Consider the following 13345-nt stretch of genomic DNA (forward strand, 5'->3'; position numbering starts at 1 on the left):
GATACGGCGCCGCGGCATCGTCATGTCAGGGGCCTCACGAGGGGCGCGGCAGGGCGTTCATGTCCACCAGCCGGCGGTACACGTAGGGCGTCATCGTGCGCACGTACGTGACGCTGAGGTGGGTGATGTCGCGGTAGACGTTCACCCCGCCGATGATCGACGGGCACGTCTCGTCGTCGCAGTAGAGGTCGCTCAGGTCCAGCGTCTGCGCGCCATCGACCTCGCGACCGGCGGCGGCGAAGGCGTCGAAGTGCGACAGCGCCTCGTCGCGGCTGAACTCGCACGCGTCCGGCGAGATGCTCTCGAGCTGGGCGAGGCACTTCTGCGGCGCGCGCGGCAGTCGGGGGTTGTCGCGGATCGCGACGACCTCGACGCCGCGGTCCAGCACCGGGCGCCACACGGCCTCCATGCTCTCGACGCGCTCCTCGTTCGACCCGCTGAGCATCCGTGCGTAGCCGGTGGTCAGCACCAGGTCGGTGGAGTCGGTGCGGTCGAGCAGCCACTCCTGGAGGTTCGCCTTGAACTCCTGGCAGGTGCTCACGCGCAGCGGATCGTCGTGGTCGGGTTCGTCACGGGTCCAGGAGCAGCTGCTCCTCAGCTGGGCGGAGAGCGTGATGAGCTTCTGGTCGGCCATCCGGACCAGCGTGGGCAGGAACGATCGCGCGTGGGAGTCGCCCACGAGGGTCACGTGGGGCAGCGAGTCGTCCTCGAGGTCGCCGAAGGTGCAGTCGTTGAGCTCGGTGTCGTGCACACCCCCGAAGCAGCTCGGGTACTCCTTCTCGTAGTCGTTGACCACGGCCTCCGGCGACGGGATCAGCTGGTCGTCGAGCTCGGGGTTGTGGCACGGGTTCTCGGCATCGCGCGAGGCCGCGCCGAAGCAGTCGGGGGCCTCCTCGACCAGCTTCTCAGCGACGGCGACGGCGCGCTCCTGGGCCGCGGCGGCGGTCTGGTGTCCGGCCAGCGAGACGCCCACGAGTGCGGTCGCGCCGAGCAGGGTGGCCAGACCCGTGATGGCCGGCTTGCGCAGGCCGAACCGGTGCGTGAAGCGGATCGGGTCCTCGACCCAGCGCTTGGTGGCCCAGGCGGCGACGATCGTGAACACGAGGATCCCCACGCGCGGGCCCAGCCCCAGCTCGTGGCCCAGCACGAACGGCAGGATCACGATCGGCGGCCAGTGCCACAGGTACATCGAGTACGAGATCTCGCCGAGGGTGTGGGTGGGGCGCCACCGCATGAGGGGTGTGGGGGAGAGGACGCCGCGGGGCTCGCCCGCCCAGATCACCGCGAGGGTGGCCACCACGGGGACGATCGCCGCGGTGCCCGGGAACGGGGTGGAGTCGTCGTACGACAGGCCGCACCACGCCAGCGTCAGGAAGCCCGCCCACGACAGCAGGGCGGTGCGTCCCCCTCGGCGCACCGTGGCGCTGCCCATGGCCAGGGCCAGCAGGGCGCCGGCGCCGAACTGCCACGCCCGCGCCGGGGTGACGAAGTAGGCGGCCGGCGGGTTCGCCTGGGTGATCCACAGCGAGTACGCCAGGCTCGCGACGGTCGCGGTGCCGAGCACGAGGGCGACCATGAGCTTGCGTGACCGACCCGTCCGCACCGCCAGGACGGTGGCCAGGATCACCAGCAGCGGCCACACGAGGTAGAACTGCTCCTCGATCGACAGCGTCCAGTAGTGCTGCACGGTCGTCGGGTCGTTCTCGGCGGCGAGGTAGTTCACCGAGTCGGCCGCCAGGGCCCAGTTCTGCACGTACAGCGCCGAGGCGACGATCTCCTTGAAGTTCTGGCTCCAGGTGACCAGCGGCATCCACAGCCAGACGGCGAGCGCGGACACGGCCAGCACGAGGTAGGCCGCAGGCAGCAGGCGCCGGGCCCGCCGGGCCCAGAAGCGGGCGAGGTCGATCCGCCCCGTGTCGGCGGACTCGCGCAGCAGGTGCCCGGTGATCAGGAAGCCGGAGATGACGAAGAAGACGTCGACGCCGATGTAGCCGCCCGGGAGGCGCCCCGGCCAGAGGTGGTAGATGACCACGAGCAGCACGGCGCAGGCGCGCAGGGCCGAGATCTCGGCCCGGAATCGGTCACTGGGAGGGCTGGCGGGCACCGCACCACGATACGAGGCCGGACCTGACCGTGCCCACCGGCACCGCCGGGTGACGGGCCGCGGTCGGGTCCCCACCACTAGAATCGGCAACTGCGTACCCGGCGGGCGTCGACCCGCCGCGATGTCGACAGGAACCGAGGAGAGCATGCCTGACGTGGGTCGAGTGCGTCGCCGCGTGGTGGCGATGGTCCCCGAGCGCGCGAAGGACCGCCTGCGCCGAGCCCTCGGCCGCGGTCCGGGGCCCGGCCCCCACGCCCGCCTCTCGGTGCGGCACCAGGACGGGCTGATCCACTACGACGGCGAGTTCCGCGACCCCGTGCGCGTCGTCGCCCTCGTGGTGCGACCCGCCAGCCGCCTCGACCAGGTCACCGTGCGCCTCGAGCAGCCGGCGTCGGCCCGCTTCGCGTTCACCCTGGACCCGGTGCAGCTGTGGGAGCTGAGCGGACGCGCCGCCGGCCGCTTCGACCTCTTCGCCGAGGTCGAGCGCACCGACACGAAGCGCACCGAGCTGCGCCTCGGCCGCTTCGACCACACCGACACCACCGGCGCCGTCGACCGCATCGACCTCGAGGGTGCCGCCTCCCCATTCGGCGAGGAGGTGCACGCCTGGACCCACGTCACCGACCAGGGCAACGTCTCGGTGCGCTACGCCGCCAAGCCGATTCGCCGCCACGAGGTGGAGGGCACCCGCCTCGACGTGGGCCCTCAGGGCATCGCGGCCGAGCTGCTGCTCCGGACCTTCTCGCGCCCGGCCAGCGACATCCACCTCTCGCTCCAGTGGCGCTTCTCCGGCAGCACGCAGGAGGTCCCGGTGCGCATCGAGGAGCGCGACCCCGCGGCCAACTACGGTCTCTACGAGTACGCGATCAGCTTCGACCTGATGCCCGACGCCGTCTCCGACGAGGAGCGCGAGGGCATCATCGACCCGCACCTGGTGATGGACCTGCGCGGCTTCGACATGCCCCTGCGCGTCCCGTTCGCGCAGAAGAGCTTCCGCCACTTCAGGCTGCGCGACCTGGCGGTGCCCACCACCGGCGGAGCCCACGTCGACCAGTGGGTGCCCTACCTGACCTTCCGTGCCAAGCGGCTCGCGTTCTGGTCGGAGCGCTTCACCCTGGACAACCACCGGTACCTGCGCCGCATCTCCCGCTGGGCGTGGCTGATGACCCCGCTGCGCCCCTTCTCGGGCATCTGGCTCGTCGGCGAGGTGCCCTACAAGGCCCAGGACAACGGGTTCGCGCTGTTCCGCTGGATCCGCCGCAACCATCCCGAGCGCCGGGCCTACTACGTGATCGACGCCGACTCGCCCGACCGCCCCAAGGTCGAGCCGTTCGGGAACGTCGTGACGGCCCGCTCGCGCGAGCACATCCGCTACACCGCGCTGGCGTCGCGCTTCGTCGGCAGCCACCACGCCGAGTACCTGCACGCCTCACGCTCGCCGCGGCTGGCCCGTCACGCGCGCGGCCTGCGGGTGTTCCTGCAGCACGGCGTCACCGGCATGAAGAACGTGCGCCTGAACTACGGCCGCCTGCACATGCAGGAGATGCCGCCGGACCGCGTCGTCGTGAACTCCGACGCCGAGCGCCACATCTTCATCGAGGACCTCGACTTCTTCCCCTCGCAGGTCGCGATCACGGGCTTCGCGCGGTACGACTCGCTCTTCGAGGGCGAGCCGCAGGTGCAGCGGCGGCTGCTCGTCATGCCCACGTGGCGCGACTGGCTGTCCAGCCGCGAGCGGGTGCTGACCAGCAGCTACCTCGAGAACTGGCTGGAGTTCCTCAACGACCCGCAGCTGCACCGGCTGCAGCAGCAGGGCGTGGAGATCCTGATGGTGATGCACCCCAACCTGCGGGCGCTCGTGGACGACCTGCCGCTCGAGGGCATCTCGATCGCGCCGCGCGACGCCGACGTGCAGGAGCTCATCCGCACGAGTGCCGCCCTCGTCACCGACTACTCGAGCGTCGCGTGGGACGCCGCGTTCCTGCGCCGTCCGGTGTTCTTCTTCCGCTTCGACGACTCCGTGCTGACCGGCGCCCGCGCCCCCTTCGTGGACGCCGCCACCGAGCTGCCCGGCCCCATCGCCCACCGGGCCGCCGACCTCGCCGCGGAGGTGGCGAGGTCCGCCGAGTCCGGGTTCACGATGGACGAGGACTTCGCCCGCCGCGCCGCCAAGTACCTCGAGCTGCCCACCTCGGGCTACGGCGAGCGCAACTACGAGATGGTGCGCACGGCCGACGGCGTCTCCACCCGCCTGCTGCGGCTGCGCAACGTGCGCGCCGTGCGCAACGCCTTCAAGCGCTTCCGCGAGGGCCCGCACTACTACCGCGCGATGTCACTGATGTTCCGGTTCGGCAGCCTGCTGCCGCGGCGCGACATCGCCGTCTTCGAGAGCGACCGCGGCAGTGCCTACGGAGGCAGCCCCCGGGCGCTGTTCGAGCGCCTGCACGAGCGCGGCACGTCGCTGGACCTCTGGTACGTCAACAACTCCACGCTGCGGGTGCCGTCGGGAGCGCACAAGGTGTTCCGGCTGACGCCGCGCTACTTCTGGACCCTTTCGCGGGCGAAGTACTGGGTGTTCAACCAGAACGTCCACGACCTCTGCCAGCGGCCCCGCGGCACGCACTACCTGCAGACGTGGCACGGCACCCCGCTCAAGCGGATGCAGAACGACGTGGCGGTCATGTACGGCCGCGCCGACGACTACCACCAGAAGGCGCAGGAGCTGGTGGATCGCTGGTCGAGCCTGGTCTCACCCAGCCCGTACGCCACCGAGGCCTTCCGCAGCGCCTTCGGGTTCACCGGCCCGATCATCGAGTCGGGCTACCCGGGCAACGACGTGTTCCACACCGAGGTGGGACGGCTGCGGGCCCGCGAGACCCGCCTGCGTCTCGGACTGCCCGAGGACCGCACGGTGGTGCTCTACGCCCCCACCTTCCGCGACGACGGCCGCGCGGCCGGCGCGAAGGGCGCGTGGGCCCACGACATGGCCCTCGACCTCGGCCGCTTCGCCGAGCGCCTCGGCGAGAACGTCACCCTGCTGGTGCGGCTGCACCCGCTGGTGAAGTTCACGTGGCCGAAGGATCTCGACGAGAGCATCGTCAACGTCTCGAAGTACCCGGACACGCAGGACCTGCTGCTCGTGGCCGACGCGCTGGTCACGGACTACTCGTCGATCATGTTCGACTACGCCCAGCGCGGCCGGCCGATCATCTCCTACGTGTACGACCTGGAGCACTACCGCGACGACCTGCGTGGCTTCTACGTCGACCTCGAGGAGATCGCGCCCGGTCCCGTGGTCCGCACGAGCGACGAGGTCATCGACGCCGTCGCCCGGCTCGACGAGGTCGAGGCCAAGTACGCCGACCGGCTCGCCGCGTTCCGCGAGCGCTTCGGCGGGCTCGAGGACGGGCACGCCTCGGACCGCGTCATCGACGCGGTCTTCAGCGAGTCCGAGCGCGGCGCCGCCCCGAACTGACCCTCAGTCGATGGGGGAACGGCGACGGGGTGCCGCCACAGTCGTGGCGACACCCCGTGCGGGTCGTGCGGTGGCTCAGGCCTTGGTCTCGCCCCAGGCCGGGTTCCAGCCGGGAACCTCGTCGGGGGTGCGCGAGGCCGGACCGGTGTAGATCGCCGAGGGGCGGATCAGGCGACCGGTCTTGTACTGCTCGAGGATGTGGGCGCTCCAGCCGGCGGTGCGCGCCGACGTGAACATCGCGGTGAACATGTTCGCGGGGATCTCCGCGAAGTCCAGCACGATCGCGGCCCAGAACTCGACGTTCGTCTCCAGGACGCGGTCGGGGCGGCGCTCGCGCAGCTCCTTCAGGGCGGCCTGCTCGAGAGCCTCGGCGACCTCGGCGCGCGGGGCGGCGAGCTCCTTGGCGGTGCGACGCAGCGTGCGGGCGCGGGGGTCCTCGGCGCGGTAGACGCGGTGGCCGAAGCCCATGAGCCGCTCGCCGGAGTCGAGGAGGTTCTTGACGTACGCCTCGGCGTCGCCGGTCTTCTCGACCTGCTCGATCATGTGGAGCACGCGCGAGGGGGCGCCGCCGTGCAGCGGGCCGGACATCGCGCCGACCGCACCGGAGAGGGCGGCCGCCACGTCGGCGCCGGTGGAGGAGATGACGCGGGCGGTGAACGTGGAGGCGTTCATGCCGTGCTCGGCGGCGGAGACGAGGTACGCGTCGATGGCCTTGGCGTGGGCCGGGTTGACCTCACCGCGCCAGCGGGTCAGCATCCGCTCGACGATCGTGTCGCACTTGTCGATCTCGCTCTGGGGGACCATCGGCTTGCCGAGGCCGCGGGCGGCCTGGGCGACGTACGACAGCACCATCACGGCGGTGCGGGCGAGGTCGTCGCGCACCTCTTCGGGGGTCTCGATGTCGTACAGCTGACGCAGACCCCACACGGGAGCCATCTGGGCGATCGCGCTCTGGACGTCGGCGCGGATGTCGCCCGAGTGCACGGGGATGGGATACGGCTCGGCCGGAGGCAGGCCCGGGTCGTAGGAGCCGTCGACCAGCAGGCCCCAGATCTTCTCGAACGGCACGCGGCCGACGAGGTCATCGATGTCGACGCCGCGGTACCGGAGCGCGGAGCCTTCCTTGTCGGGTTCGGCGATCTCGCTCTCGAACGCTACGACGCCTTCCAGTCCGTGGTGCACTTGAGTCATGCCTCAATAGTGCCCTGTGGCCCTCTCCCGGCGCGCACCACGGTCGATTTCCCGGCCGGTGACCACCCGCGGGTGACTACCGTGGCCCCATGAGCGACGACCTGGCCCGGATGCGGACGGAGTACGCCCGCACGGGCCTGGACGAGGCCGCGGCGGGGGACGACCCGGTCCGCCTGGCCCAGACCTGGATGGCCGAGGCGATCGCCGCGGGCGTGCAGGAGCCGAACGCGATGGCGCTCGCCACCGCCACCCGCGACGGGGAGCCGTCCGTGCGCATCGTGCTGCTGAAGGGCTTCGACGCGACCGGCGCCGTCTTCTTCACGAACTACGACTCGCGCAAGGGTCGCGAGCTGGCGCAGAACCCACGCGCCGCGGCCGTGCTGCTGTGGCACCCGCTGCACCGCCAGCTGCGGATCGAGGGTGCGGTGACCCGCCTCGACCCGCAGGAGTCGGACGCCTACTTCCTGGCCCGGCCGGAGGGGGCGCGGATCAGCGCGGCCTCGTCGCCGCAGTCGCAGGTCGTCGCGGGCCGTGAGGAGCTCGAGCGCCGCTGGCACGAGGCCGAGGGCCACGGGGCCGCCGAGCGGCGTCCCGAGGACTGGGGCGGCTACCGCATCGCGCCCGAGGTGCTGGAGTTCTGGCACGGCCGCGAGAACCGCCTGCACGACCGCCTCCGGTTCACGCGGGCCGGTGACGGTTGGACGCGCGACCGGCTCGCGCCCTGACCGACGGCGCCCACCGGAGCGGCCGGGCACGTGCGTGCTCGACGTGCACCGAGCGCGCCGTCACCGGCCGAGTGGGTCGCGCCTAGGCTGCTCCGGTGCGAAAGCTGCTCACCGACGTCCGCCCGCTGCGGGTGTCACCGGCCTACCGCAGGCTGTGGATCGGGCAGGCGGTCTCGGGCTTCGGCCAGCAGATGTCGGTGGTCGCGGTCGCGTGGGAGGTCTGGACCCTCACCGAGTCGTCGTTCTCGGTCGGTCTGGTCGGCCTCGCGGGACTGCTGCCGCTCATCGTCGGTGGTCTGTACGGAGGCGCCCTGGTCGACGCGTTCGACCGTCGCACCGTGGCGCTGGCGTCGGCGATCGGCCTGTGGGTGTCCGCGATGGCGCTGGTCGCGCACAGTGTGGCCGACGTGGAGTCCGTCGGCTTCCTCTACGCGGTCGTCGCGGTGCAGGCACTGTTCTTCGCGGTGAACAACCCGGCCCGCGCGGCGATGCTGCCGCAGCTGCTGCCCGGGCACCTGCTGCCGGCGGCGAACGCCCTGGGCATGGCCTCGACGAACCTGTCGTTCACGGTGGGCCCGCTCGTCGGCGGTGCGCTCATCGCGTGGCGCGGCGTGGAGGCGGCGTACGTGGTCGACGTGCTGCTCTACGTGGCGGCGCTGTACTCGGTGGTGCGGCTCCCGGCGCTCCCGCCCGCGACGAAGATGCCGGTGCCGGGCATCCGCTCCGTCGTCGACGGGCTGAGGTTCCTGCGGACCGCGCCGAACATCGCGATGTCGTTCGTCGTCGACCTGTGCGCCATGGTCTTCGCGCAGCCGCGCGCGCTGTTCCCCGCGCTCGCGGCCACCGTCTACGCGACGTCGGGTGGCGGCGACGCGGGCGCCTCGTCGCTGGGCCTGCTCCAGGCGTCGCCGGCGATCGGCTCACTGCTGGCGTTCGTGGTGTCGGGCTGGGTCAGCCGCGTGCACCGTCACGGCGTCGCGATCGTGGTGGCGATCGTGGCCTACGGCGTGAGCGTCGCCGCCGTGGGGTTCTCGGCGATCGGACTGCCGGGCCTGCTGTGGCTGGCCGTCACGTTCCTCGCGCTGTCCGGCGCGGCGGACATGATCAGCGCCGCCTACCGCTCGACGATCCTGCAGTCGGCCGCGCCCGACGAGATGCGCGGGCGCATGCAGGGCCTGTTCATCGTGGTCGTCGCGGGCGGACCGCGCCTGGGTGACTTCGTGATCGGCTCGGTCGCCTCGCTCGTCGGCGAGCCGTGGGCCATGGTCATCGGCGGCGGGCTGTGCATCACCGGCGTGCTCGTCTCGGTCGCCCTGCGCCGCCGGTTCCTGGCCTACGACGGCCGCCACCCGACCCCCTGAGTCTCGGGAGGGGCGGTCAGCTGCCGAAGGTGGCGAGGTCGATCTCGATCCAGACCTGCTCGGCGCGGCCGACCAGCTCGCCGGCCGGGGTGTAGAGCGCGGTGCCGGTGAAGAACTTCCGTCCCTCGCGCGCCGCCAGCTGGCCCACCGCGTGATAGGTCTCGCCGGCCACCGGGGCGGAGAGCACCTCGGCGGTCATCGTGCCGAGCACCATCGGCTGCGCCGAGAAGTCGGCCGCCCAGCCGCCGGGACAGTCCAGGGCCGCCCACGCGACGGGCACACCGACCGTGCCGTCCGCCTCGGCGAACGAGGGGTGCACGGTCCACGGGGCCGCCGTGAGGTCGTCGCCGACGGGGCCGCTGAAGATCCGCAGCCCGTCGCCCTCGCCCCGAGCCGTGCCGCAGGTGAAGCACTGGTCGAAGGGGTGCGTCGTGAAGCCCGGGTACGCGGCCAGGCCGGCCTCGACGGCGGACGTGTCCAGGAACGGCGGCGGCTCCCGTGTGAAGGCGCCGGGCCCGGCGGTGCCGACGAGAGCTCCGCCGTGCGTCAGGAGACGGGTCTCGTCGGCGTCGTGCTCCCAGGCCAGCGGCGTGTCGAGCGGCGGCGGCATCCGCAGTCGCGACGTGACGGGGCCGGTGTGGTCCTGCGCGAGCCGCTCGTGCGCGACGAGGCCGCACACCCAGCCACCGTTGCCGGAGTCGGGCGGGCCGTTGAACTGACGAGGGATCGTGACCATGCCCCGACGCTATCCTCCGAGCGCGTCGTGGCGGCGCAGGGCCTCGAGGCGCTCCTGCGCGTGGTCGACGAGCGGTGGTGGGTAGTCGGCCGGAGGGTCCGGGAGGGTCCACGGCTCGTGCACGCCGCGGCCCTGCACCCCGCGCAGCTCCGGCACCCAGCGCCGGATGTAGGCGCCGTCGGGGTCGAAGCGGCGGCCCTGGCCCACGGGGTTGAAGACGCGGAAGTAGGGGGCGGCGTCGGTCCCGCACCCGGCCACCCACTGCCACCCGTGCTGGTTGTTCGCGAGGTCGGCGTCGACGAGCCGCTCACGGAACCAGCGCGCGCCGTGCGTCCACTCCAGGTGCAGGTCCTTCACGAGGAAGCTGGCGACCGCCATCCGCACCCGGTTGTGCATCCAGCCCTGCGCGAGCAGCTGGCGCATCCCCGCGTCGATGAACGGGAAGCCGGTGCGGCCCTCCCTCCACGCCTCGAAGTCGCCGGCGGGCTCGTCGTACTGCATCCGCTCGTAGTCGCGGTTGTAGTAGCCGAACGCCGAGCCCGGCCACTCGTGCAGGACGTCGGCGTAGAACTCACGGAACGCCAGCTGTCGCTCGTAGGCGCGGGCGCCGGCCGACGACCGCTCGGCGAGGTCGGCCAGCAGGGTGCGCGGGTGGATCGTGCCCCACTTCAGGTGCACCGACATCCGCGAGGTCGTGTCCAGGTCGGGTCGGTCGCGTTCGCTGTCGTAGTCGTCGACGTGGTCGTCGAGCCATCGTCGCCAGTGCGCCCGGGCGGCCTGCTCGCCCGCCGGGGGCAGGTCCACCCCCTCGATCTCGCGCACGTCGGGCAGGGGCGTTGATCCGCCCGGCCGGACCCAGGGCACGGCGTGCGCCCGCACGGCCGTCACCGGCGGGTGCGAACCCTGCGCCTGCCACGCACGGAACCACGGGGTGAACACCTTGTAGGCCGATCCGTCGCCCTTGCGCACTGTCCCCGGTGCCACGGCGTACGACGAGTCTGCGGCCACGAGCGGCACGTCGCCGAGTGCCTCGGCGACCCGCGCGTCCCGGCGGAGGGCGTAGGGAGTGTGCCCGGGGGTCACGTGGACGCTCGCGGCGCCGGTCTCGCGGACCACCCGCGGCACCTCGACCTCGGGCCGGCCCCGCACCACGTGCAGCCCGTCGATCCGCTCGTCGAAGTCCGCCAGCAGGCGGGCCAGGTACGCGGCCCGCACGGGCATGTTCTCCGCCGGGAAGTGCTCGTCGAGGACGAACAGCGGGACCACGCCGTCGGCCCCCGCCTCGAGCGCCGACCTCAGCGCGCCGTGGTCGTGCAGGCGCAGGTCGGCGCGGAACCACATCACGGAGACGGTCACCTCGGCATCGTCCCCCGCGCGAGCTTGGTCCGCACGCGGGCCGATCGACCCGCGCGGGGAGGCGGCCGATCGACGCGCCGGGCCTGACCCGCGGCGTCACATGGAACAATGGCCCCGTGAGCGAGCTGATCGACACCACCGAGATGTACCTGAGGACCATCTTCGAGCTGGAGGAGGAGGGGATCATCCCGCTGCGTGCGCGGATCGCCGAGCGCCTCCACCAGAGTGGCCCGACGGTGAGCCAGACGGTGGCGCGCATGGAGCGCGACGGCCTGCTGACGGTCGAGGGCGACCGTCACCTCGAGCTGTCCGAGCGCGGCCGCTCGCTGGCCACCCGCGTGATGCGCAAGCACCGCCTGGCCGAGCGCCTGCTCACCGACGTGATCGGCCTCGAGATCGAGTACGTGCACGAGGAGGCCTGCCGCTGGGAGCACGTCATGTCCGAGCAGGTCGAGCGCCGTCTCGTCGCGCTGCTGGGCCACCCCACCGAGTCGCCCTACGGCAACCCGATCCCCGGTCTCGGCGAGCTCGGCGAGGTCGTCCGCCCGGCCGAGTTCCTCGACGGAGTCGAGTCGCTCCTGACCGCGGCGGTCGGCACCGAGCCGGTGCGCGTGGTCGTGCGCCGCATCGCCGAGGAGCTCCAGAAGGACACCGAGGTCATGTCGGTCCTGCGCCGCGTGGGTGCGCTCCCGGGCAACGACGTCCTCGCCTCGCGCGGCCACGACGGACTCGTCGTCGCGCGCCAGTCCGAGACCGCCGAGATCGACGCCGAGGCAGCCGCGCACATCTTCGTCTCGCGCTGAGGCTGTCCATGCCGCCGCCCGCCCCGACCCCGGCGAGAGGTTGGCACGGGGCTGGCAGGATGTTCACATGACCTTCGGTGCGCGCATGCGTGGCTGGTTCCAGCGCACGGGCTCCGAGGCGCTCGGCTGGACCCTCGTCGCGCTGGGAATCGTCATGCTGGTCATGCCCGGGCCGGGGCTGCTGGGCATGTTCGCCGGCATCGCGCTGCTGGCCCGCCACTACACGTGGGCCGACCGGCTCGTCGAGCCGCTGGAGGAGAAGGCGATCGAGGCCGCCAAGTACGGCGTCGCCACCATCCCGCGCATCATCGTGAGCATCCTGGGCATCGTCTGGGTCGCCGGCGTGGGCCTGGTCTGGTTCCTCTCGCCGACGATCCCCGAGTTCGAGATACTCGGCGTCGGCTTCGGCCCCGAGCTGCCCGCCGCGGGGCTCGTGGGTGCGATCGGGATCTGGATCTCCGACCTGATCGCCATCGTGCTGCTCGTCTACAGCATCCGGCGCTGGCGCTGAGGTCGGCGGCCCCGTCTACGGTGGGGCCATGAGCGCGATCGATCCCGCCACCGTCGAGCTGGGCCTGGACACGTTCGGGGACGTCAGTCTCGGCGAGGACGGCACGCCCGAGCACCACGCCGTCGTGCTGCGGAACGTGGTCGAGCAGGCCGTGCTGGCCGATCAGGTGGGGCTGAGCTTCATCGGGCTGGGCGAGCACCACCGCGACGACTTCGCGATCACGGCGCCCGATGTCGTGCTGGCCGCGATCGCCTCGCGCACGGAGCGGATCCGCCTGGGCTCGGCGGTCACGGTGCTCAGCTCGGACGACCCCATCCGCGTGTTCGAGCGCTTCTCCACCCTCGACGCGCTATCGAACGGTCGTGCCGAGGTCATCCTGGGCCGCGGCTCCTTCACCGAGTCCTTCCCGCTGTTCGGATTCGAGCTGGAGGACTACGAGCGGCTCTTCTCCGAGAAGCTCGACCTCTTCGCCCAGATCCTGACCGAGGAGCCGGTCACGTGGTCGGGCTCGATCCGTCCTCCGCTCACCGACCAGCGCATCTACCCGCCCACCGAGTCGGGCCGCCTGAAGGTGTGGATCGGCGTGGGCGGCACGCCGCAGTCGGTCGTGCGCGCCGCGCACTACCGGATGCCGCTCATGCTCGCGATCATCGGCGGCCCGCCGGCGCAGTTCGTGCCGTTCGCGAACTACTACCGCGAGCTGCTCGCCGCCGACGGCGTGGATCCGCTCCCCGTCGGGATGCACTCGCCCGGCTACGTCGCCGACACCGACGAGCAGGCACGCGACGAGCTCTTCACCCACTTCCAGGCGCAGCGCGACCGCATCGGGCGCGAGCGCGGCTGGCCGCCCACCACCCGGATCCAGTTCGAGCGCGACGCCAGCCCCGAGGGCGCCCTCCACGTCGGATCGCCCGAGACTGTGGCGCGCAAGATCGCCACGAACCTCACGTCGCTGGGGATCAGCCGATTCGACCTCAAGTACGCGAACGGCGCCATGCCGCACCACCAGCTGATGCGGTGCATCGAGCTCTACGGCACGCGGGTCGCACCGCTCGTGCGCGACATGCTCGCCTGACCCTCGCC

Annotated in this window: 10 protein-coding genes; 6 read left to right on the top strand and 4 right to left on the bottom strand. The window is 72.0% G+C overall.

Features of this window, described 5'->3' with window-relative positions:
* Positions 1-34: 34 nt before the first annotated feature.
* A complete protein-coding gene (locus tag B5D60_RS09980) occupies positions 35-2104 on the bottom strand; it encodes an acyltransferase family protein (protein ID WP_172806318.1) in 2070 nt (689 codons plus the stop codon).
* Between the two features lie 154 nt (positions 2105-2258).
* Here B5D60_RS09980 and B5D60_RS09985 point away from each other — a divergent pair, with 154 nt between their 5' ends.
* Positions 2259-5579, top strand: coding sequence for a CDP-glycerol glycerophosphotransferase family protein (locus B5D60_RS09985; RefSeq protein ID WP_153302967.1), 3321 nt, complete (start codon positions 2259-2261; stop codon positions 5577-5579).
* Between the two features lie 75 nt (positions 5580-5654).
* On the opposite strand, the gene B5D60_RS09990 is transcribed toward B5D60_RS09985, so the two are convergent.
* Entirely contained in the window at positions 5655-6770 is a 1116-nt protein-coding gene (locus B5D60_RS09990; RefSeq protein ID WP_078700020.1) for a citrate synthase 2, read from the bottom strand.
* Between the two features lie 89 nt (positions 6771-6859).
* Between B5D60_RS09990 and pdxH the strand changes: the two genes are divergently transcribed.
* Positions 6860-7495 (top strand): pyridoxamine 5'-phosphate oxidase, encoded by a 636-nt coding sequence (gene pdxH, locus B5D60_RS09995; protein WP_078700021.1) that lies wholly within the window; start codon positions 6860-6862, stop codon positions 7493-7495.
* Between the two features lie 95 nt (positions 7496-7590).
* Positions 7591-8856, top strand: a complete 1266-nt coding sequence (locus B5D60_RS10000; RefSeq protein ID WP_078700022.1) for an MFS transporter — start codon at positions 7591-7593, stop codon at positions 8854-8856.
* 16 nt (positions 8857-8872) lie between these two features.
* Here the strand turns inward: B5D60_RS10000 and B5D60_RS10005 are convergent, their stop codons facing one another.
* Positions 8873-9592, bottom strand: a complete 720-nt coding sequence (locus tag B5D60_RS10005; protein ID WP_078700023.1) for a hypothetical protein — start codon at positions 9590-9592, stop codon at positions 8873-8875.
* A gap of 9 nt (positions 9593-9601) precedes the next feature.
* Positions 9602-10948, bottom strand: a complete 1347-nt coding sequence (locus tag B5D60_RS10010) for a cryptochrome/photolyase family protein (RefSeq protein WP_231948707.1) — start codon at positions 10946-10948, stop codon at positions 9602-9604.
* 116 nt (positions 10949-11064) lie between these two features.
* On the opposite strand from B5D60_RS10010, the gene B5D60_RS10015 reads away from it, so the two are divergent.
* The 3 genes from B5D60_RS10015 (at position 11065) to B5D60_RS10025 (ending at position 13337) form a co-directional block, all read left to right on the top strand.
* Positions 11065-11751 carry a metal-dependent transcriptional regulator gene (locus B5D60_RS10015; protein ID WP_078700024.1) on the top strand — a complete coding sequence of 229 codons (687 nt, stop codon included), beginning with the start codon at positions 11065-11067 and terminating at the stop codon, positions 11749-11751.
* Positions 11752-11818: 67 nt separating this feature from the next.
* Positions 11819-12262 (top strand): PGPGW domain-containing protein, encoded by a 444-nt coding sequence (locus B5D60_RS10020; RefSeq protein ID WP_078700025.1) that lies wholly within the window; start codon positions 11819-11821, stop codon positions 12260-12262.
* A gap of 28 nt (positions 12263-12290) precedes the next feature.
* A complete protein-coding gene (locus tag B5D60_RS10025) occupies positions 12291-13337 on the top strand; it encodes an LLM class flavin-dependent oxidoreductase (protein WP_078700026.1) in 1047 nt (348 codons plus the stop codon).
* The last annotated feature ends 8 nt before the right edge of the window (positions 13338-13345 follow it).

Source organism: Aeromicrobium choanae, from assembly GCF_900167475.1.
In the GTDB taxonomy this organism is placed as follows: Bacteria; Actinomycetota; Actinomycetes; order Propionibacteriales; family Nocardioidaceae; genus Aeromicrobium; species Aeromicrobium choanae.

Coding starts and splice junctions, on each gene's coding strand:
- B5D60_RS10005 (WP_078700023.1), bottom strand. CDS start 9,592: ATGGTCACGATCCCTCGTCAGTTCAACGGCCCGCCCGACTCCGGCAAC.
- B5D60_RS10020 (WP_078700025.1), top strand. CDS start 11,819: ATGACCTTCGGTGCGCGCATGCGTGGCTGGTTCCAGCGCACGGGCTCC.
- B5D60_RS10025 (WP_078700026.1), top strand. CDS start 12,291: ATGAGCGCGATCGATCCCGCCACCGTCGAGCTGGGCCTGGACACGTTC.
- pdxH (WP_078700021.1), top strand. CDS start 6,860: ATGAGCGACGACCTGGCCCGGATGCGGACGGAGTACGCCCGCACGGGC.
- B5D60_RS09990 (WP_078700020.1), bottom strand. CDS start 6,770: ATGACTCAAGTGCACCACGGACTGGAAGGCGTCGTAGCGTTCGAGAGC.